The sequence below is a fragment of the Anaerorhabdus furcosa genome, assembly GCF_900167375.1.
Classification (GTDB): domain Bacteria; phylum Bacillota_I; class Bacilli_A; order Erysipelotrichales; family Erysipelotrichaceae; genus Anaerorhabdus; species Anaerorhabdus furcosa.
Genome location: NZ_FUWY01000002.1, coordinates 66,834 through 86,391, shown reverse-complemented (window position 1 = coordinate 86,391; position 19,558 = coordinate 66,834). Strand labels below are relative to the sequence as shown.

The 19,558-nt window shown below is 31.3% G+C and carries 22 protein-coding genes and 1 pseudogene; 5 read left to right on the top strand and 18 right to left on the bottom strand.

Features of this window, described 5'->3' with window-relative positions; all coding sequences use genetic code 11:
* Nucleotides 1–128: 128 nt before the first annotated feature.
* A complete protein-coding gene (locus tag B5D14_RS03535) occupies nt 129–1,577 on the top strand; it encodes a glycoside hydrolase family 1 protein (RefSeq protein WP_078711216.1) in 1,449 nt (482 codons plus the stop codon).
* An 83-nt stretch (nt 1,578–1,660) separates the two neighbouring features.
* On the opposite strand, the gene B5D14_RS03530 is transcribed toward B5D14_RS03535, so the two are convergent.
* From B5D14_RS03530 to B5D14_RS03520, 3 genes are all read right to left on the bottom strand, one after another.
* Nucleotides 1,661–2,476, bottom strand: a complete 816-nt coding sequence (locus tag B5D14_RS03530; protein WP_078711215.1) for a putative manganese transporter — start codon at nt 2,474–2,476, stop codon at nt 1,661–1,663.
* Between the two features lie 75 nt (nt 2,477–2,551).
* Nucleotides 2,552–2,965: a hypothetical protein gene (locus B5D14_RS03525; RefSeq protein ID WP_078711214.1), complete on the bottom strand. Its 414-nt coding sequence runs from the start codon at nt 2,963–2,965 to the stop codon at nt 2,552–2,554.
* A 65-nt stretch (nt 2,966–3,030) separates the two neighbouring features.
* Nucleotides 3,031–3,843 (bottom strand): C39 family peptidase, encoded by an 813-nt coding sequence (locus B5D14_RS03520; protein WP_078711213.1) that lies wholly within the window; start codon nt 3,841–3,843, stop codon nt 3,031–3,033.
* Nucleotides 3,844–4,313: 470 nt separating this feature from the next.
* Between B5D14_RS03520 and B5D14_RS03515 the strand changes: the two genes are divergently transcribed.
* Nucleotides 4,314–5,357 carry a hypothetical protein gene (locus B5D14_RS03515; RefSeq protein ID WP_078711212.1) on the top strand — a complete coding sequence of 348 codons (1,044 nt, stop codon included), beginning with the start codon at nt 4,314–4,316 and terminating at the stop codon, nt 5,355–5,357.
* 157 nt (nt 5,358–5,514) lie between these two features.
* Here the strand turns inward: B5D14_RS03515 and B5D14_RS03510 are convergent, their stop codons facing one another.
* From B5D14_RS03510 to B5D14_RS03480, 7 genes are all read right to left on the bottom strand, one after another.
* Complete coding sequence (locus B5D14_RS03510; protein ID WP_078711211.1) at nt 5,515–5,961, bottom strand: nucleoside-diphosphate kinase; 447 nt, start codon at nt 5,959–5,961, stop codon at nt 5,515–5,517.
* Nucleotides 5,962–6,055: 94 nt separating this feature from the next.
* Nucleotides 6,056–6,463, bottom strand: coding sequence for an arsenate reductase ArsC (locus B5D14_RS03505; RefSeq protein WP_078711210.1), 408 nt, complete (start codon nt 6,461–6,463; stop codon nt 6,056–6,058).
* Nucleotides 6,456–6,773 carry a thioredoxin family protein gene (locus B5D14_RS03500; protein WP_159443710.1) on the bottom strand — a complete coding sequence of 106 codons (318 nt, stop codon included), beginning with the start codon at nt 6,771–6,773 and terminating at the stop codon, nt 6,456–6,458. Before B5D14_RS03500 ends, B5D14_RS03505 begins: the two co-directional genes overlap by 8 nt.
* Nucleotides 6,774–6,783: 10 nt before the next feature.
* A complete protein-coding gene (locus tag B5D14_RS03495; RefSeq protein ID WP_078711208.1) occupies nt 6,784–7,797 on the bottom strand; it encodes a permease in 1,014 nt (337 codons plus the stop codon).
* Nucleotides 7,788–8,087, bottom strand: a complete 300-nt coding sequence (locus B5D14_RS03490) for an ArsR/SmtB family transcription factor (RefSeq protein ID WP_078711207.1) — start codon at nt 8,085–8,087, stop codon at nt 7,788–7,790. Before B5D14_RS03490 ends, B5D14_RS03495 begins: the two co-directional genes overlap by 10 nt.
* A 94-nt stretch (nt 8,088–8,181) precedes the next feature.
* On the bottom strand, nt 8,182–8,853 hold the full coding sequence (locus B5D14_RS03485; RefSeq protein ID WP_078711206.1) for an MBL fold metallo-hydrolase: 672 nt from the start codon (nt 8,851–8,853) through the stop codon (nt 8,182–8,184).
* Nucleotide 8,854: 1 nt separating this feature from the next.
* Entirely contained in the window at nt 8,855–9,223 is a 369-nt protein-coding gene (locus B5D14_RS03480; protein WP_078711205.1) for a VOC family protein, read from the bottom strand.
* 150 nt (nt 9,224–9,373) lie between these two features.
* Here B5D14_RS03480 and B5D14_RS03475 point away from each other — a divergent pair, with 150 nt between their 5' ends.
* The 3 genes from B5D14_RS03475 (at nt 9,374) to B5D14_RS03465 (ending at nt 12,167) form a co-directional block, all read left to right on the top strand.
* Nucleotides 9,374–10,684 carry an alpha-amylase family glycosyl hydrolase gene (locus tag B5D14_RS03475; RefSeq protein WP_078711204.1) on the top strand — a complete coding sequence of 437 codons (1,311 nt, stop codon included), beginning with the start codon at nt 9,374–9,376 and terminating at the stop codon, nt 10,682–10,684.
* 97 nt (nt 10,685–10,781) lie between these two features.
* Nucleotides 10,782–11,132 carry a helix-turn-helix transcriptional regulator gene (locus B5D14_RS03470; RefSeq protein WP_078711203.1) on the top strand — a complete coding sequence of 117 codons (351 nt, stop codon included), beginning with the start codon at nt 10,782–10,784 and terminating at the stop codon, nt 11,130–11,132.
* A gap of 117 nt (nt 11,133–11,249) precedes the next feature.
* Entirely contained in the window at nt 11,250–12,167 is a 918-nt protein-coding gene (locus B5D14_RS03465; protein ID WP_078711202.1) for an exopolyphosphatase, read from the top strand.
* Between the two features lie 68 nt (nt 12,168–12,235).
* On the opposite strand, the gene B5D14_RS12420 is transcribed toward B5D14_RS03465, so the two are convergent.
* The 8 genes and pseudogenes from B5D14_RS12420 to B5D14_RS03430 all read right to left on the bottom strand — a co-directional run bounded on the left by B5D14_RS12420 (nt 12,236) and on the right by B5D14_RS03430 (nt 19,423).
* On the bottom strand, nt 12,236–13,168 hold the full coding sequence (locus B5D14_RS12420; protein ID WP_425351955.1) for an ABC-F family ATP-binding cassette domain-containing protein: 933 nt from the start codon (nt 13,166–13,168) through the stop codon (nt 12,236–12,238).
* A gap of 123 nt (nt 13,169–13,291) precedes the next feature.
* Nucleotides 13,292–13,831: pseudogene (locus B5D14_RS12415) on the bottom strand (ATP-binding cassette domain-containing protein); the annotation flags it as partial.
* Between the two features lie 206 nt (nt 13,832–14,037).
* Nucleotides 14,038–14,232, bottom strand: coding sequence for a YwbE family protein (locus B5D14_RS03455; protein ID WP_078711200.1), 195 nt, complete (start codon nt 14,230–14,232; stop codon nt 14,038–14,040).
* A gap of 17 nt (nt 14,233–14,249) precedes the next feature.
* Entirely contained in the window at nt 14,250–15,656 is a 1,407-nt protein-coding gene (locus B5D14_RS03450; RefSeq protein ID WP_078711199.1) for a DEAD/DEAH box helicase, read from the bottom strand.
* A 141-nt stretch (nt 15,657–15,797) separates the two neighbouring features.
* Nucleotides 15,798–16,484, bottom strand: coding sequence for a DUF2461 domain-containing protein (locus B5D14_RS03445; RefSeq protein WP_210188157.1), 687 nt, complete (start codon nt 16,482–16,484; stop codon nt 15,798–15,800).
* On the bottom strand, nt 16,477–17,340 hold the full coding sequence (locus tag B5D14_RS03440; protein WP_078711198.1) for an RNA polymerase sigma factor: 864 nt from the start codon (nt 17,338–17,340) through the stop codon (nt 16,477–16,479). The genes B5D14_RS03445 and B5D14_RS03440 overlap by 8 nt, the downstream gene beginning before the upstream one ends.
* Nucleotides 17,341–17,514: 174 nt before the next feature.
* Entirely contained in the window at nt 17,515–18,396 is an 882-nt protein-coding gene (locus B5D14_RS03435) for an alpha/beta fold hydrolase (protein WP_159443709.1), read from the bottom strand.
* A 115-nt stretch (nt 18,397–18,511) separates the two neighbouring features.
* Nucleotides 18,512–19,423: a restriction endonuclease gene (locus B5D14_RS03430; RefSeq protein ID WP_078711196.1), complete on the bottom strand. Its 912-nt coding sequence runs from the start codon at nt 19,421–19,423 to the stop codon at nt 18,512–18,514.
* Between the last annotated feature and the right edge of the window lie 135 nt (nt 19,424–19,558).

Here is a 19,558-nt window from a genome sequence, read left to right as displayed (position 1 = left end):
TAAATAAACCTTAACACTAAATTTTTATTCAGTCAATATTAAAAATGAAATATTTTTTATTGATAATCCAAATAATTATGCTACAATATGGCTATTAATGAAATATTTTTCATTTAAGGAGAGTTGATATGGAAAAAATTAAAAATTTCCCACCCAATTTCTTTTGGGGAGGAGCAACCGCAGCAAACCAATGCGAAGGTGGATGGAACGTAGATGGTAAAGGGGTTAGTATCTCTGATATTATGACCTCTGGCACTCACAAAGACCCTCGTCGCATTACACCTAATATCGATGAGAATGCTTATTATTACCCTTCTCATGAGGCAGTTGATTTCTACCATCGTTATAAAGAAGACATTGCATTATGTGCCGAAATGGGATTTAAAATGTTTAGAATGTCGATTAACTGGACAAGAATTTTCCCAAATGGTAATGAAGAAGAACCAAATGAAGCTGGGCTTGAATTCTACGACAATGTATTTAGAGAACTAAAAAAATACAATATAGAACCACTCGTTACTATCTATCATAACGAAAATCCTCTTGCGCTTACTTTCGAATGCAATGGTTGGGCAGATAGAAAGTGTATCGACTATTATTTGAATTTTTGTAAAGTCTTATTCACAAGATACAAGGACCAAGTAAAGTATTGGATTCCATTCAACGAAATTAATTGTTTAACTACAAAACTTGGAAACTGGAATCATGCTGGTATTTTACATAAAGGAACAGAATTTTTCACAAGTCAAGTTGATGAGCCAAACATGCGTTTCGCAGCTTTACACCATCAATTTGTTGCAAGTGCTAGAGCCGTTCTACTTGGAAAAGAAATAAATCCAAACTTTCAATTTGGAACTATGATTTGCCATATAACTGTTTATCCTCTTACTTGCAATCCAGATGATGTCATCCTTACTCAAGAAGAAGATTTAATGAGAAACTGTTTTAGTGGTGATGTACAAGTAAAAGGAATTTATCCATATTACATCAAAACATACTTTAAGAAAAACAACATTCACTTTGAAATCACTGAAGAAGATTTAAAAGTGATTAAAGATGGTGTTGTTGACTTCTATTCATTTAGCTACTACATGTCAAATTGTATTACTGCAAATAAGGATGCTACACAAGTTTCTGGAAACATTATGGGTGGTGCAAAAAATCCATATCTTGATGCAACAGAATGGGATTGGCAAATTGATCCAAAGGGATTAAGATATACGCTTAATCATGTTTATGATCGTTATGGCATTCCTATCATGGTTACAGAGAATGGATTAGGAGCACGTGACACACTAACAAGTGATAATCAAATTCACGATGATTACCGAATAGATTACATTAAAAAACACATCGAACAAATGCAACTTGCTATTGATGATGGAGTAGATTTAATTGGATATACCCCTTGGGCAACAATTGATTTGGTGAGTGTATCTACTGGCGAAATGGAAAAGCGTTATGGCTTTATCTATGTAGATAAGAATAACCAAGGTGAGGGAAGTCTTGACCGCTATCGTAAAGATTCATTTCATTGGTATAAAGAAGTTATTCGTTCAAACGGAGAGAATTTGTAGTTTATATCTATCAAACATAAAAAATCATCATTTAAGAAATATATTCTTTAAATTGATGATTTTTTATTTATTTCATTTTTTAATTAAATCAAAAGACCGACTACAATCCCAACAAATAATAAGATCGCAATAATCTTCATATTTTCTTTCATGTTTTTATTAATTCTAAACAACACCAACAAACCTACCCCAGCATTAGTTAATAACCCTGCCATCATTGCCCCAAAGCTAAGAACTCCTTCTAAATACAGTTCAGTCAATACAATGGATGCTGCACAATTTGGAATCAATCCTATAATTGCAGATATAAATACCGTTAAAGTAGGAGAAACAACTAATAATTGCTCTAAATGAACACTAGCAATAACAACATTCAATAAGTAGGTAACAATTAAAATATAGAAACTAATCTTAAGAGTATGTTTTAGTGCTGAAACAAGTATTCCATCTTCATCACAGTTACAATCCTCTTCTTCACAAAATGCATCAATGTGCATTTCTTCTTTTTTCGTCTTTCTACTCACAAAATCAATGATATAACCCACAACCATACCAACAACAAATTTAATACCTAATACTTTCAATATTAAATCAAAAGGTGCACTATTTGATATCATGATTGGTAACATTTCATCTGAAGTTGCTAAATAAATTGATACCAATGTCCCTAGAGTTAAAACACGTGTGACATACAATGTAGAAGCAATTGATGAAAATCCACACTGTGGTAGCAGCCCTGCTGCACTTCCCAGTAGTGGACCAAATTTGGCAGACTTTTGAATACCAATCGCTATCTTGTCACTTGCTTTATGTTCTATCCATTCAATAACCAAATACGTTACAAATAAAAAAGGCATTATTTTTAAAGTATCAATTATTGCATCTAATATAAGTTCCATTTTTTTACCTCGCTTGAATTGTAGCACAAAATAAAAATGATTTCATTTCAGATGAATTGAAATCATTTCATTAAACTACTTACATTTCTTTTCTATATGGTGAAATAATTTATCAATACTACTTTCAACGATTTTATCACCCGCAACTTTCATCACAAGGATATTTGCAATCGCCCCTGTAAATAATTCAAAATCAATTGTTACATCACATCCACCATCAACTTCTTTTAAACTGATTTTAAATGCATCATGTTCTGATTTATATTTTGAACTTTCACTTTGAATCGAAACTGTTTTTGTAGCCTCATCAATTTTAGCAACACAACGATTATCTACAGCTTCTCCTGTATGTTCTATCCATTCCAAGTCTGAAACAATAGTTGTCTTCACATCACCATGTATCGCTAAAAACGCAGGCTTCTTTATTACATCCCATGCTTTATTTGCATCGATATTCAAATGCTTCGTAATAACTTTTTCCTTTTCCATATCCAACTCCCCTTTTAGATATTGTAGCACTTATACTATAAGGAGCCTAATAAAATCTAACTTGATTACTCAGAAATAGGTGTAACTGTTATAAATAAACGATCTCTTTCGTTGATTCCATAATTTTCAGTGAAGAAATCATACATTGTCCAGTTATAAAAGAAACGCTCTGCTGGGTAAATACCATAACCATCTTGATTATGATCAGTTGTATCATAAGAATCTGCAACAATGATCACATCATCTTGTTGTGTTTCTGTACCCATGTCATCATATCCGATAATAACTTGCCAGTGTCCACCCCAATCATTCCAAGCTACCATCATTGGAATGTTATTCTTAATATTCTCTTGAATGAATTCTAGACTAATATCCTCAAAGTTTTCTTCTGTATAGTCATATGTTGAATTAATTTCAAATCCACCCACACCTTCAAAAATCTTAATCATTGATTCAAGTGATGTTGCTGCATAATCTAAACCATTTGTACGGAATTTTGCTAGTGACTCTTCATTATAATCACCAAGGGCACCATAGTATTCCAATACCATCAATGCGGATACAACACCACAACTCCACTCAGAGGTTTGTTGCATTGTTTTAAACTTAGGTAAAATTGTCAATGTATCTGTTGATTCCATATTATAAAAATCAAGTTGATTAAAATATGGTGATCCTGAATGATCCCCATCTCTTTCTACTGAGTCTGCTCCATATTCTTCTAAATCTACTGCATATGGAATTTTCATTTCATCAGTATAATTTCCTGAAACTACTTTCGCTTCTGGTGTAGGTGTTGCTACAACTTCTTCTTTCGGTGTAGTACTACAACCCACTAATAAAGCTAACGCTAATAAACATACAATAATTTTTTTCATTTACTTTCTCCTCATAAAATAAACAAAGTTATTGTACTTGTAGTTATCCTATTGGTTTTATTTATTATCATTTCTGTTTTATTTATACTTCTTAGGTTTCTTGAGTCTATATAGTAAATAATTACTTTTACTACTCTTATTGTTTTTACAAGCACTTAAACTTATAAATGAGTTTCTTAAACTCCCAACAAGAACACTTGTCGCTAATTCGGCATTTGACCCAGCTGTCCGTAGCCTATTTGTTTTTCAAAACTTCGGTCAATTGTCAAAGACTCTCGTCTTCAAAAATGGATTACTCCATTTAAAAATTAGGATGTGAATGACTCAATCGCCCCTCCTTTATTCAATCACGAAAAAAAGTATATCATACCTCTAGTAGATTACAACAATTTTTTACACAAAATTTCCCTTATTCAATTTTGGTACTAAATCATGTTAAAATGAATCTATTACTTACATAAGGAGTTTGTATGACTATAAAACATATAATCAAATCCATTCTGTTATTTTTGTTTAAGATTCTACTTTATATTCTTTGCTTAACTTTATTTTTATTTTTTCTTATTTTCTTAAGACGAGTTCTTCACTTTCCAATAACAGGTGATATTGCCTTAACCTTGATGGGTATATTTTTCATTATTTTACTTGTTTCAAGGCATTTTTATAAAACTCAAAAATTTAATAAAAAGAAAGAGGAGTTAATTAGTATATTCCAAAGCTCGGAATCATTAAATGTTAAAATCTTTAGATATGATCAGTTCATTCAATCACAATCCAATCAATCCCTAATTAATCTTTGTCTATATTACAAAGCTTGCCTCTATTACGATAATAAGGATTATGATAATAGTTTCGCTATTCTTGATCCTCTTAAAAACAATCCACCTATACAAAAAGAAGTACTATTGAAAATGATTTCTACATGCAAAGATAATCTCTTAGGTAACAATAGATTCACTACCAACAATGCAAGATTTCCAAAATACGTAATTCCCTATAACCTCACCTTTGATATTAGATTATCAATATTACTCATCCTCGCGCTTCTTGCTGTTATATTTTTAAGTTACTATACTTTCTTTGAAGGCAAATACATTCGATTTGTTATTTTGTTTCTTATCTCTTTTTCAATCATGATTGCAATATTTGAAACAATCATACGTATTACAAAGAAACCTATTTTCTTATCCATCGATTCCACTGGTATTCTTATCAATTCAATAACAAGTAAAACAAATACTCCTATCCCCTGGTCAGCAATTGAAGATATCATTTATAAACAGCAAGCATCAGCATTCGTTGGAGGAAACTCGGTGTTTATCCTCCTAAAAAACCCACACGATTTCTTTAAAGAATTCAGCCTGTTAAAGAAATTTTTCTTTAACATAACAGGAAAAACATATTCCAATAAATACCTAGTAATTAGTTCTTACCCTAAAATTGATACTGTTACCGCTTATGAATTTTGCACTAAATACTGGCGTGATTACCACATCGTAAAAATAGATATTTAATTTTGAGTAATTAAATCTAACAATTATTAATTATTTTTATAGATTCATCATTTAAACAATAGAATTTCACTCAGATCAGGAGAATAAAATATGTAAAAAAAGAAAGTTTACACATGGTAACTTTCTTTTATTTGCATTTCTACTTGTAATTTCTAAATTAATTAAACCACAGCATTAACTCTTTTTCAGCATTTTCTTCGCTGTCAGAAGCATGTACTAAATTATTTAACATTCTTCCTTCTGCTTTGGATTTCTCCATTGAATCATTCCCATATTTACCGCGTATTGTTGTAGGCGCAGCTTTAGCAGGATCTGTAGGTCCTAATAATTCTCTAAACTTAGCAATACAATCACCCGTATTATTTGTGATTTGCATTGCAATAACTTTTTTACCTACAAATGCGTTTAAAATTGATTGCTTAAATGATTCAGAGTTTAATCTTTCTATTACTTCAGCATAATGTTGAAGAATTCTATCTTCATCAACAAGGACTTCTTTACTCTTCTCAATAATGAACCCATTTTCTTCTATTGTCTTAACTAGTTCATCAGATAAATCTCTTTCAATACAATCCGGCTTAAACATAACATAACTTCTATTCATTCTATACCTCCTTCAGTTACCACTATCATACGATATCCAGTAATTTAGTGCTAGACATCCAGGATCACTTAAGGAATTTTACAACAGTTTCAACTTATTTTAGGACTTCAAAATGACGATTCCCTAATTCCTTGACATATTTGTCAATAAGTAAAATTATGCGTTTAAATTCTTCATCATCTTTTCCTGTAGGATCATCTAGACCCCAATCTTCTCTGTATGAACAAGGAAGATATGGGCAATTCACATTACAGCCCATTGTGATCACAATATCTACAGGTGGTATTTCATCAATAAGTTTTGAATACTGTTCCTTTTCCATATCGATTGAGTACAAATCTTTCATCAGTCTTACGGCATCTTGATTTATACTGGGTTTAACCTCAGTTCCAGCAGAATAAATATCATATTGGTTTGCTATATATTTCTTCGCAAGTGCTTCTGCGATTTGACTTCGACATGAATTATGAACACACACAAAAGCAATTTTCAATTTATCCATTTACCATACCCGAATCTAATATAAATTTCTTTGCATCCTCACAAGTAATAAGTTTTCCATAAGTTACTACTTTTTTATCAATTACTAATGCAGGAGTTTGCATTACTCCAAAACTCGCAATCATTCCATTATCTCCTATATTAGAAACTTCTTCATTTAAATTTAATTCCTTAACTGCTTGGCAAACATTTGCGTAAGAATCTTGGCTTTTTTTACAACATGCTCCCAAGACAAGAATTCTTGCGTTTGGATTTTCATTTCTGTTTTGACAACTACATTCTTCTTTTTTTCCTAAATTAAATAATTTCATTTTCTTCCTCCTAAATGAACATGAACTGCAATGCATTAAATAAATAACCAATGATAATGATTCCAACTGTAACAATACCCACAAAAATAATTAGTAACTTTGGTTTCACAGCTTTTCTTAACATAATTATTGATGGAAGTGATAACGCTGTAACAGCCATCATGAATGATAAAATCGTACCTACGCCAACACCTTTTACAAATAATGCTTCTGCGATTGGAATCGTACCAAATATATCAGCATACATGGGCAAGCCTACAAGCGTAGCAATGATAACTGAGAATGGATTTTCACTTCCTAAAATACGTTGAATGAATTCTTGAGGTATCCAATTATGAATAAGTGCACCTATTCCTACACCAATTAAGACATAAACAAGAACTTTCCTAACAGTTTGAAATGTTTGTTCCTTTGCATATTCTATGCGATCTTTTTTAGATAAATTAGGTTCTTCTATATTTATTGAAGTAATTTGATGAACATAATCTTCAACATAGTTATCTAACTTTAACTTATCAATTAAAGTACCCCCTACGATTGCAAGTATTAATCCTACCACAACATAAATCAATGCAATTTCAAATCCGAAAATACTTACCAATAAAATGAACGCACCTAAATCAACTAATGGAGAACTAATTAAAAAGCTAAATGTAACACCCAAGGGTAGTCCTGCATTTGTAAATCCTATAAATAGTGGTATTGATGAGCAGGAACAAAATGGGGTCACTGTTCCCAAAAGAGCTCCTAATGTATTGGCGAATATTCCTTTATACTTTCCGAGAATTCGTTTTGTTCTCTCTGGCGAGAAATAACTTTGTATATAAGAAATAATAAAAATTAAGATAGAGAGTAATAATAAGATTTTAATTACATCATAAACAAAGAATTGGATACTTCCACCTATTCTTGTCGTTATATCAATTCCAATTAACTCTAAAACATAGCCAATAGAATCATTCAACCACCTCATACCCAATACTTGATTTTGGATAAACAATAAAATATTTTCTATTATTTGCATGAGCAATCCTTATCCTTTTTTGTTGTCAAATAGGTCATTAGGTATGCATTTGCCTCATTTATCTTGTGCTCATTAATCGAATAATGAGTCCACTTTCCGTCTTTTCGAGCAATTACAATTTCACTTTCACTTAGAATTTTCATATGATGCGATAGTGTTGACTGACTTATTTGCAATTCTTCTAAAAGAATACAGGCACATTTCTCGCCATTTTTTAATAATTCCATAATTTTTACTCTATTCTCATCACATAGAGCTTTGAATAGTACTGCGATTTCATTGTATTTCATAATTACCTCAAATCGATAGTTACCGATATATAGATTATATCATCATATCGATAAGTGTCAATATGAACAAAAAAAAGAATCTTTCGATTCTCTTTTAGATATTGAATTCTTGTCCCTCATAAGTAATTTCATTTACTTTGATACTATGCGTTTGATTGTATTTTTGAATTACGCTGTAATCTTTCCAAAAATGCATTGGGAATATTTGATTCACTTTTACTTTATCCACAAACGCTTCAATACCACCTTCAGTATAAATTTCTTGTCTTGGATCTAATGGTAAAAAAGCGATATCAATACCATATGGAGAAATCAAATCTATTTCTTTTAGATACTGAGCTTCCATCTTTTTATTGTAAGCATCACTTTCTTCTTCCCATTTCCATAAATTTAAGTCACCCGCATGATAAATGATTTTGTGGTTAATTTCTACAAGAAACGCTACTCCTTCATCGGTTGATTTGAAGGTTCTTATAACTATGTTTTCAAGTTGAAGCATTTCATTTGGATTCATTTCATAAACATTTTTCATTTTATTATCCACAAGTGGAATATCCGAAGATAAAATGTATCTTGTTTTTTCATTTGGATGATTCAATTTCCAAATTTTTGGGTTGTAGTGATCATGGTGATTATGACTTGCAAAGACAATCAATTCTTTGCTTTGATCAAGATTAGGGATAATTCCTTCAAAGTAATCAAACAAAAGATAGTTGTCTTCTAATTCAACTAGAAAACCACTATGACCAATATATGTGATTTTCATATTATCGAGTTGGTACTACTTCTAACCAATAGCCATCTGGATCTTCGATAAAGTAAATACCCATTGATGGATTTTCGAAACATACACAACCCATTTCTTTATGCTTCTTAAATGCTTCTTCATAGTTATCAGTTTGGAATGCTAAATGGAATTCGCAATCCCCTAAATCATAAGGGCGATCAAAATCTTTTAGCCATGTTAATTCAAGTTCAAAGTCACTTTGACTATCACCTAAGTAAACAATAATATAAGATCCATCACCCGCAACCTTTCTTCTTTTTTCAATTAATCCTAATGCCTCATTATAAAAAGATAGTGATTTCTCTAAATCTTTTACGTTGTAATTTTCATGAATCATTTTAAACTTCATTTTCATTTCCTCCATACCTTAGATTGTACACTATGATTATTCTAATTCAAGTATTTAACCTCAATGCTTAACATCTATTATTCACTTAATCACTTTAATCTATTATAATTTACATAACAAAGTTAAATACAAATAATAAAGGAGATTTCTATGTGGTTTGATGAATGTGTGTTTTACCAAGTTTATTCACTCGGTTTTTGTGGTGCACCTAAAATTAATGATGGGTTCACACAATCAAGAATTACAAGCTTTAATGCTTGGATTCCACATTTAATTAAGTTAAATGTAAATGCTGTATATTTTACACCTGTCTTTGAGTCAGACTCTCATGGCTATAATACTCGTGATTATCAACAGATTGATTGTCGACTAGGAACTAGTGAAGATTTTGCAAAGGTATGCAATGAATTAAAGAAAAACAATATTCGTATTGTTCTCGATGGTGTTTTTAACCATGTTGGTCGAGGATTTTGGGCATTTCAAGATGTAATTAAAAATAAACAAAATTCTATTTACAAAGACTGGTTTTATATTCATTTCGATGGAAATTCTAATTATGATGATGGTTTCTACTATGAGGGATGGGAGGGCCATTTTGGACTTGTAAAATTAAATCTAAAAAATGAAGAAGTCATTCACTATTTATTAGAAAGTGTTGCTAAATGGATTAATGAATTTGATATTGATGGATTGCGTTTGGATGTGGCATATTGTTTAGATCCAGATTTCATAAAAAGGCTACATCACTTCGTTTACAAGCAAAAATCGGATTTCTTTTTAGTTGGTGAAATTATCTCTGGTGAATATAGAAGAATAGTAAATCCTGAGATGTTAGATAGTTGTACTAACTATGAATGTTTTAAAGGAATTTACTCAAGTCTAAATGATATGAATCTATTCGAAATTGCTCATTCTTTAAACCGTCAATTCTCAAATGATCCTTATGCATTATACAAAGGACTTAATCTACTTAGCTTTGTCGATAATCATGATGTATCACGACTTGCAAGTAATCTTAAAACTAAAGAACACTTACCACTTGCTTATGCTATTCTTTGCACAATGCCTGGAATTCCTTGTATCTACTATGGATCTGAATGGGGAATTGAAGGACTGAAACAAAAAGGAAGTGATGATAATTTGCGGCCATTTATTGACTCTCCACAATGGAATGACTTAACCACAACAATAAGCAAATTAATACAAATTCGCATAAATACAGATGTTCTCGCTTGGGGAGATTTCAAAACACTTCTTATTATGAACAAGCATTTAGTTTACAAACGAACTTATGAAAATAAGTCGGTTTATGTATTTATTAATATTGATGAACATGATGTTACCCTTAATACCAACCAACTATCATTACCACCAAATTTAACAAATCTAATCACAAAAAACGAAATAAATCTTACCCAGGAAATAGTTTTACCAAAATATTCTTTCTTAATATGCCAGTAAACAGAGCATGTTAAGAAAAATTGCGTACTTTCCACCGGGAATTGGTAGAGTGGTTTTACTGAATTAAATACAATTTCTAGTGAAAGGAGTAAAATTTATGAGTATTGGAACAAAACTATATGAATTAAGAAAAAAGAACAATCTATCCCAAGAAGATGTAGCAGAAAAATTAAATGTTACTCGCCAAACTATCTCTAAATGGGAATTAGATGAAACTTCACCTGATTTGAATTACGCTAAGCAATTATCTATTCTATTTAAAGTTAGTTTAGATGATTTAGCTGATAATGATATCCAAAATATAGTTGTTGAAAAGGTAAGTAATACCGAGAAACTTGCTGGTATTATTATTGATACTTTAAGATTCTTTGGAATTATTATCATCGTTGGATTCGTTATCACGATTGTGATTGCTTTTATTGGTTCAACATTTTATGGCATGAACTAAAGAAAATTGTTATTTATAGACACTGAATCAAGCATAAACTATTGCTTGATTTTAAATTTATGAAGTATCATTTTGGTACCATAGTGGTATACTGTATTTATAGATGGAGGTACAAACATGAGACTGATAACAAGATCAGACTTTGATGGTTTAGCTTGTGCCGTTCTACTGAAATATAAAGGAATTATAGACAACTTTAAATTTGTCCATCCAAAAGATTTACAAGATGGTATTGTAGAAATTGGACAAGATGATTGTTTAGCAAATGTTCCTTATGTAGAGGGTTGCGGACTATGGTTTGATCATCATTCGAGTGAGACAGAAAGAAATGCTTACAAAAGTAAATACATTGGTGAAAGTAGATTATGCCCAAGTTGTGCGCATGTTATTTATGATTACTATGGTGGTGCTGAAGCATTTCCTAATTTTGAAGCTTTATTAGAAGCAGTAGATAAAGTTGATAGTGCAAATTTAACAATTGAAGAAATTTTACACCCAAAAGATTGGGTACTCTTAGGATTTATTATGGATCCAAGAACCGGACTTGGTAGATTTAGAGATTTTAGAATTAGTAATTATGCGCTTATGGAAGATATGATAACTTATTGCGCTAATCATACAATTGAGGAAATCCTTTCTCTTGAAGATGTTCAAGAAAGAGTGGAATTGTATTGGCAACAAAATGATAAGTTTATCGAAATGGTAAAAGCTCATACTCTTATTGAAGGCAATACGATTATTTCTGACTTAAGAGGTCTTAACCCAATTTATGCAGGAAACCGTTTCCTAATTTATAGTCTATATCCAGATGCAAATCTTTCTGTTTGGATCGTCAATGGTAAAGGTGGATTAGGTTGTAGTGCTGCAGTTGGTTATAGTGTTTTAAATAAAACATGCACTGTTGATGTTGGAAAATTAATGCTCAAATATGGTGGTGGTGGCCATAAAGTTGTTGGTACATGCCAATTCAGTGACGAAGAAATGAGTACTAAACTTCCTGAATTACTCGAAGAAATTAAACAATTAAACAAATAAAAGAACCGATTATCAAAATGATAATCGGTTTTATTATGTTTAGAATCAATAATAGATTAATTCTTAATTTACTCTTCAATTCCTAATTCTTTTTCTAAATACTCATCATATGTACAACGATAATCTTGCATCGTACCATCTTCACGAATCACTAGGATTCGATTCGCGATTGTTTGTAAGAACTGGTGGTCATGTGAAGTAAACAGCAATTCAGCTTTTGTATTTATAAGACCATCATTCAAGGATGTGATTGCTTCTAAATCAAGATGATTTGTTGGATCATCTAGCATAACTAAGTTAGGTGATTCAAGCATCGCTTTACTTAACATACAACGTGCCTTTTCTCCACCCGATAATACTTTTACTTGTTTCAATGCTTCTTCCCCAGTAAACAACATTCTTCCTAGGAACCCTCTTATAAATGACATATCATCGTTATCTGTATAACGAGATAACCAAGTACAAATATCATCATCTGTTTCGAAATATTTAGAATTATCCATTGGGACATAGGAAGGTGTAATCGTTTGTCCAAAACTAAACTCACCACTATCTCCATCCATATCACCGTTAATGATTTTTAATAACGTAGTACACGCAACAGGATTTCCAACTAAAGCTACTTTATCATCTTGTAGTAAAGAGAAACTCACATTATTTAATATTGTTTCACCTTCAATTGTCTTTGATAATCCTTCAACATTTAATATTTGTTTTCCAGATTCTCTTGCTGGTTTAAAATCAATGAATGGATAGCGACGTGTTGATGGTTTTAAATCATCCAATACTATTTTATCTAAAATCTTCTTACGAGAAGTTGCTTGTTTTGACTTTGATGCATTTGCAGAGAATCGTGCAATGAATTCTTCTAATTCTTTGATTTTATCTTCTTTTTTACGATTTACATCTTTTAATTGTTTCGCCATCAATTGACTTGATTCATACCAGAAATCATAATTCCCTGAATAAATTCTAATTTCACCAAAATCAACATCCGCAATATGTGTACATACTTTATTTAAGAAGTGTCGGTCATGTGAAACAACGATAACTGTATTTTCATAGTTAATTAAGAAATGTTCTAACCAAGAAATTGCTTTAATGTCTAACCCATTGGTAGGTTCATCTAGAAGTAATGTATCAGCACCAGAAAATAATGCTTGTGCCAGTAATACTTTTACTTTTTCACTTCCAGTTAATTCTTTCATGAATTTTTCATGATAATCGCTATCTATTCCTAGACCATTAAGTAATATAGCTACTTGGCTTTCAGCATTCCATCCATCAAGCTCTGCAAACTCAGCTTCAAGATGCCCGGCACGCTCACCATCTTCATCAGTAAAATCTGTTTTAGCATACAATGCTTCTTTTTCTTCCATGATATGATGTAATCTTTCATTCCCACGTAAGACAACATTCATTACTTTTTCATCTTCAAAAGCAAAATGATCTTGCTTCAATGTAAAAAGTGTTTCTCTACTTCCCATGTATACTTCACCAGTATCTGGTTGTAATTCTCCACTTAGAACTCTTAAAAATGTACTTTTTCCTGCACCATTAGCACCTATAAGTCCATAACAGTTCCCATTTGTAAATTTTATATTTACTTCCTTGTAAAGTGTTCTTTGTCCAAAACGAACACTAATATTGTTTGTACCTATCATAATTTTTACCTCCAAACGCAATATTGGAATTATAGCATGAACAAGCAAATTATGCTAACTTCATAAGAAAATCATCTTCATTTAAATTTGTTATTAGATCATTCTATATTCTCAATACGCTTCATAGACTTCGGTTACTACTCGCAATACATCATTCAAAAAAAAATCCAGCAAAATCTATACTGGATTTATTTTATATTTATCAATTATGATTCCTCTTGCATGACTCTTCCCACAATTCCACCCTCAAGCATAACTTTAATACCTCGCGGATGATTTGGTGAATTGGTCAATATACGGGTAACAATTCCTTTTGTTAACTTACCTGTTGCTTGATCTTGTTTTTGTACAACTTGTACAGAAGCACCAAGTTGGATTTGATTGCGGTTGGTTATAGCCATAAATAGTTTCTCCTAACTTATCTTCCCCGAGTTGCTTGCTTCGGTTTTCTTTGTTGATTCGCCTTCGGTTTACTTGCATAATTTTTTTCTGCTGTCTTATTCGACTTCTTTTTTTGATAAGGTTTGTACTCAGATTTTTTATCACCTGTACTTTTACTCTTGTTATTCTTACTAACTCTTTCATCCTTGTTAGTTTTATTGCTAGTCACTTTTGAACTTGATGATTTTGTATTCGCTGGTTTTGTACTTCTAGTTTTTGGAGAAGAACTTCTTGATTTCTTCTTTGGTGTTGGTTCCATAACCATCATTGGATAATCATGCTCTTTGATTACTGGTATATTTTGACGAATTAGTTTTTGTATATTTTTCACTAAATCAAGTTCATCTATATCTGCAAATGAAATTGATGTTCCATCATTTCCTGCCCTACCAGTTCTTCCTATACGGTGAACATAAGCTTCTGTGTCAGTAGGAATATCATAGTTAAATACATGACTTAACTCATTGATATCTATTCCCCTTGCCGCAATATCTGTTGCTACTAAAACTTTAATTTCGCCATTCTTAAATTTTGACAAGGCAATCTGACGTGCGCTTTGTGATTTATTTCCATGAAGAATACCTACTTTAACATGCGCAGCTTCTAAAAACTTACCTAAACGATTTGCATTGTTTTTAGTACGTGTAAATACCAACGCACTTTCTACTTTTTCTTTCTTCAATAGATTTAAGAGTAAATTCTTTTTATTTGCTTTATCAACATAATAAAGAGATTGTTTGATAATATCTACGGTAGATGATGGTGGGGTAACCTCAATTACTACAGGATCATGTAGTAATGTTTGTGTTAGTTCTTTTATTTCCTTTGGCATTGTTGCACTAAAGAAAAGTGTTTGTTTCTTTTGTGGTATAGCAGCAATAATTCGTTTTACATCAAATAAAAATCCCATATCTAACATACGGTCTGCTTCATCTAAGATAAACACTTCAATTTCATTGATGCGAATGATTTTTTGTTTCATTAAATCTAGCAAACGACCAGGGGTAGCAACAACAATGTCAACTCCTTGACGAATTGCTTTTTCTTGTGGTTTTTGTGGAACACCACCGAAGATGATTGCACTTTTTATATTTGTATACTTAGCATACTCAAGAAAGTTTTCTTCTATCTGTATTGCTAGTTCTCTTGTTGGCGTTAAGATTAAACTTCTTATCTTACTTGGGTCATGTTTCTTTAATTTTTGAATCGTTGGAATTAAAAATGCTGCAGTCTTTCCTGTACCCGTTTGTGCACAACCTAAGATATCTTTACCTAACAAGGCATGTGGTATTGCTTTTTCTTGAATGGGCGTTGGTTCAGAATAACCCTTTTCTTCTACTGCTTTTAAAATTGATTCATTGATGCTTAATGTGTTAAATTTCATATTTTTCCTTTTCAACAAGCGAATAAAAAGCGATACATTTAAGTATCGCTCTCTCGCTATTTGTTACTGTATGTACATTGCATAGTATATCATATTTGTTAAGAAAAGGATAGTTTTAACCTTTATCTACAAATTTAATACCTATCTCAAAGGCATTTGAAACTCTTTTAGTGCTTTATTTAAATACGTATTAAATGGAACCATAGCTTCAAATTTTTTAACTGCATCATCAATAAAGCACTCTGCATTAAGAATTTCACTATCCTGAATATATGATTCTAGATAGAAACTTTTATATTTTAAAAACTCTGCAACATCACTATCCGGATCATATCCTTTTGGAACATTTTTTAACTTAGTACCTAAAACAGAAAAATAGTTCATAAATTCTTTGTCATTAATTATTTGCAAAAATTTCTTAGGATGAAGAACAAGATAATTTCTAATCATTTCTGTTGCATCACTAAACATATCCGCAAACAGTCCACCACCCAAAAAACTCATATGATCAGGACTTATCGATATAAAATAACCAACAGGTATAGGAAGTTTTCCCTTCGATGAAATATGAGCTCTAAATGTAGGATTGTATGGCGATTTATCATGACTAAAACGAGTGTCTCTTACAAGTTTAAATGTTAAATCTTTTGGATTATTATGTAGAATACTCTTATCAAATTTTCCAATCCTCATAATTAACTCTTGTATTAATTTTTCAAACTCTTCTTCTGCTCTTTTACGTTCTTCTTTATGTGCTGCATACCATTCTTTGTTATTATTTCTTTTTAATTCTTTAAGATAATCCAGTATTAACTTTGTATTAATCATATGTCTCTCCACTTTTAAAATTCATTATTTTCTTCATATTCTCTGATTGCAACAAATTATTTATAAATGTTTTGCATTCAACAGGTGCTTTATAATTTGGTAACTCTTCAAAGATCAATGTTTGATCATCTATTTTCTCCATAGCATCTTTGTATTCAAATAGTAAATCATTGTTTAAAACTTTCAATTTCTGAAACTCTAGATTTTCAGGATTTAATCGATGTTGTTGTATTGCGTATTCAACTCTTTTTTTGCAACAACAAAAACCTGTTTCAGTTAAGCCACAGTGCGTTGCGAGAAAATCGCCTACTTTCTTTCTAGCTCTTGATAACTTTTGACGATAATTATCAGGAGAGATACCTAGGATTTCTCCAGCAATTTTACTATCTATTTTAAACATTGTTCCTAGAATAAAAATACATCGTGTTTGAGGATCCAAACATTGCAACAAAACATTGGTGCAAGACAATTTTAATTCATCGGCTAATTGTTCCCTGCTTACACCCAACATAATTTCTTCTACATCATCAACATAACCTAATTTAATATCATTGGAATAAAAATCAAAATCTAACGGATGCTCAGAAAACATACTCTTTTTGTAATCAATTAAGTAATTTGTAGCGATACGATACACCCAAGTTTTAAATGCTGATTTTCCTTGAAATGAGGATAAATGTGTCACAATGCGTATTAAAATATCCTGAGTAGCATCCTCAGCATCCGCAACACTTCCTAACATCCTTAAGGATAAATTAAATATTAAATCCTGTACTTCCAACAAAACCTTTTCTAGTGCCCCACTATCACCCATTAAAGCCTGTGATATTGTCTCATCTAGTTTGTCTCTTTCCATAATCTTACCATTCTTCCTTTCTATAAATTAGACTGATTTTTTATAAGTTGTGACAAAGTAATTGCAAATATAGATTATTTATGTTGTTTCAAGTGATATTTATTTATATTTTTATTCTAGCATTTCTAAATCACAAGAAAAAGACCTATCTCAATAAGAGAAAGGTCAAGAATCTTATCTCAATTCGCCTTCTTTTTGTATAAATTCTAGTATTTTATGATTAATGTAATCCGGTTTGCTGACTGGTAACAAATGAGATGCTTCTTCTATAATTTCTAGTTTTAAATTTGAGATTGAACTTTTCGCACGCTTTGTTGCTTGTGTGATTGAAAATGCAAATTCATTTTCTCCAAGTAAAACCAACACAGGCATATTGATATTGAGTAGATGTTCTTTCTTAAGCCACTTAGGAAAACTCGCGTTTGCATTCATGTTCATCACCGAAATCGTAAATTGTTTAATTATACTATCCGGTAATGGCTCTTCCTTTTCATTTCCCCATCCAATATATTTTTCAACATTTTCTCTAGTTGGATGAAATCCCATTTTCATAATCTTCATAAAAAAGGAGATATGCATTTTCGCAAATGTTTGAACTGGACTAAGCAAAATCAACTTCTCAACTTTTTGAGGAAAATAACCTGCATAATTAGCAGCATTCCATCCTCCAATTGAAAGCCCACAAAGGTGAACCTTATTCAACCCAAGACCATTTAATGTTTCATCCAACCATGTTGCATTATCATATGCTGTTGCCATTTTCTTTGTAAGAATACTTTTTGATGATTCTCCTATCAAATCAATTGCATACACACTGAAATATTGACTCAAAAATGGAAGGTTCTTATACCAAATTGGTGACCCACAACTTGCTGCATGGAGTAATACTAAAGGTGGGTTTTCTTTATTTCCACTGCAGATCACATGACTATCGCCAAAAGTAGTTGGAACATACACTTCCACTATGTTAGAGTTTATCAGTTTTAGGGATTCATCATAAGTTTCATAATACTCATTTTGATACTCCATTGTTCTAAAATTTAATCCTTTTCTCATTCTACTCCACCATTGGTTCTTTGCATTCACTACATTCTTTATCATGCATAGATATTATACCGCCACATTTAGAGCAACTATACTTTGCTTTTTGTTCCACCATATATTTTAATTTCTATATTTCTTCTTCAAAATAATCATTATCTATTTGCTTTAATTCGTACGTTTTAATAACACTAACACCTAATCCATACTTAATCATCAATTCTGTTAATTTTTCACCATCCACTAAAACCAGCTTAACTTGTAATTGCTTTTCAGCAAATGCAATTGCATCCTCACTAAATCTAGAGGTTGTAATAAATAAACCTTTTGTACCACCTTGTCCAGCAACTGCACCAAGAAATTTTTGTATTTCTGGTCTTCCTACAACACCAGTCCACCTCTTGGCTTGTGTATAAATACTATTAAAGCCAAATCTATCTTCTTCAATTATTCCATCTATCCCTTCATCATTTGTGTATGATGTACTTTTAATAGATTCTTTATTAAATGCATATCCCATCTTATCTAATAAATCCAAGACTAGACTTTCAAAAAACCGAGGATTTTTCGAAAATATTATTTCTAGTAGCTCACTACTTAACCTTGCGTTAATAATCCGAATTGCACTTTCTATACTCTCATCAGGAGTATTTGTATTGTTGATTTCTTCAATTTTTTCTATATTAGATAAATCGCCTAAATTAGCAGGGCGAAAAAAATCAACAAAACTTGGATAATTCATCAGAAATTGGTTATCAATCTTCTTATCCAAATTGATTACTCTTTTTCCTTCTTTTGTTATTTTGTACACTCCTCTTTTTACTGACTCAACTAAACCTGCTTTTACTAGATATGTTTTCGTCCAAGCTAAGCGATAATAGATTACTGATGATTTTTTATTTCCCATTAGTTCATTTCTTTCATCTTCAGTAAGCTGTAAATCATCCGAGATTTTCTCAACTAAATCTTTAAATTTGAAATCACTTCCCTCACTCAAAACTGTTAACAATTCATTGTACATTTCGTTATATTTAGGTATCACTGATATATCCTCCCCATGTTGAATTATAGTTTAATTATACTATTTTATAATTACCCTGAGAATAAATTTCACTAATCCTCATTGAAAATCATTAACTAAATAAGCAACTTCTTTTTATAATCCTGTATTTTAATA

Excerpts from the sequence above, each read along its gene's own strand:
- B5D14_RS03535 (WP_078711216.1), top strand. The coding sequence starts at position 129 with ATGGAAAAAATTAAAAATTTCCCACCCAATTTCTTTTGGGGAGGAGCA.
- B5D14_RS03530 (WP_078711215.1), bottom strand. The coding sequence starts at position 2,476 with ATGGAACTTATATTAGATGCAATAATTGATACTTTAAAAATAATGCCT.
- B5D14_RS03525 (WP_078711214.1), bottom strand. The coding sequence starts at position 2,965 with ATGGAAAAGGAAAAAGTTATTACGAAGCATTTGAATATCGATGCAAAT.
- B5D14_RS03520 (WP_078711213.1), bottom strand. The coding sequence starts at position 3,843 with ATGAAAAAAATTATTGTATGTTTATTAGCGTTAGCTTTATTAGTGGGT.
- B5D14_RS03515 (WP_078711212.1), top strand. The coding sequence starts at position 4,314 with ATGACTATAAAACATATAATCAAATCCATTCTGTTATTTTTGTTTAAG.
- B5D14_RS03510 (WP_078711211.1), bottom strand. The coding sequence starts at position 5,961 with ATGAATAGAAGTTATGTTATGTTTAAGCCGGATTGTATTGAAAGAGAT.
- B5D14_RS03505 (WP_078711210.1), bottom strand. The coding sequence starts at position 6,463 with ATGGATAAATTGAAAATTGCTTTTGTGTGTGTTCATAATTCATGTCGA.
- B5D14_RS03500 (WP_159443710.1), bottom strand. The coding sequence starts at position 6,773 with ATGAAATTATTTAATTTAGGAAAAAAAGAAGAATGTAGTTGTCAAAAC.
- B5D14_RS03495 (WP_078711208.1), bottom strand. The coding sequence starts at position 7,797 with ATGCAAATAATAGAAAATATTTTATTGTTTATCCAAAATCAAGTATTG.
- B5D14_RS03490 (WP_078711207.1), bottom strand. The coding sequence starts at position 8,087 with ATGAAATACAATGAAATCGCAGTACTATTCAAAGCTCTATGTGATGAG.
- B5D14_RS03485 (WP_078711206.1), bottom strand. The coding sequence starts at position 8,853 with ATGAAAATCACATATATTGGTCATAGTGGTTTTCTAGTTGAATTAGAA.
- B5D14_RS03480 (WP_078711205.1), bottom strand. The coding sequence starts at position 9,223 with ATGAAGTTTAAAATGATTCATGAAAATTACAACGTAAAAGATTTAGAG.
- B5D14_RS03475 (WP_078711204.1), top strand. The coding sequence starts at position 9,374 with ATGTGGTTTGATGAATGTGTGTTTTACCAAGTTTATTCACTCGGTTTT.
- B5D14_RS03470 (WP_078711203.1), top strand. The coding sequence starts at position 10,782 with ATGAGTATTGGAACAAAACTATATGAATTAAGAAAAAAGAACAATCTA.
- B5D14_RS03465 (WP_078711202.1), top strand. The coding sequence starts at position 11,250 with ATGAGACTGATAACAAGATCAGACTTTGATGGTTTAGCTTGTGCCGTT.
- B5D14_RS03455 (WP_078711200.1), bottom strand. The coding sequence starts at position 14,232 with ATGGCTATAACCAACCGCAATCAAATCCAACTTGGTGCTTCTGTACAA.
- B5D14_RS03450 (WP_078711199.1), bottom strand. The coding sequence starts at position 15,656 with ATGAAATTTAACACATTAAGCATCAATGAATCAATTTTAAAAGCAGTA.
- B5D14_RS03445 (WP_210188157.1), bottom strand. The coding sequence starts at position 16,484 with ATGATTAATACAAAGTTAATACTGGATTATCTTAAAGAATTAAAAAGA.
- B5D14_RS03440 (WP_078711198.1), bottom strand. The coding sequence starts at position 17,340 with ATGGAAAGAGACAAACTAGATGAGACAATATCACAGGCTTTAATGGGT.
- B5D14_RS03435 (WP_159443709.1), bottom strand. The coding sequence starts at position 18,396 with ATGAGAAAAGGATTAAATTTTAGAACAATGGAGTATCAAAATGAGTAT.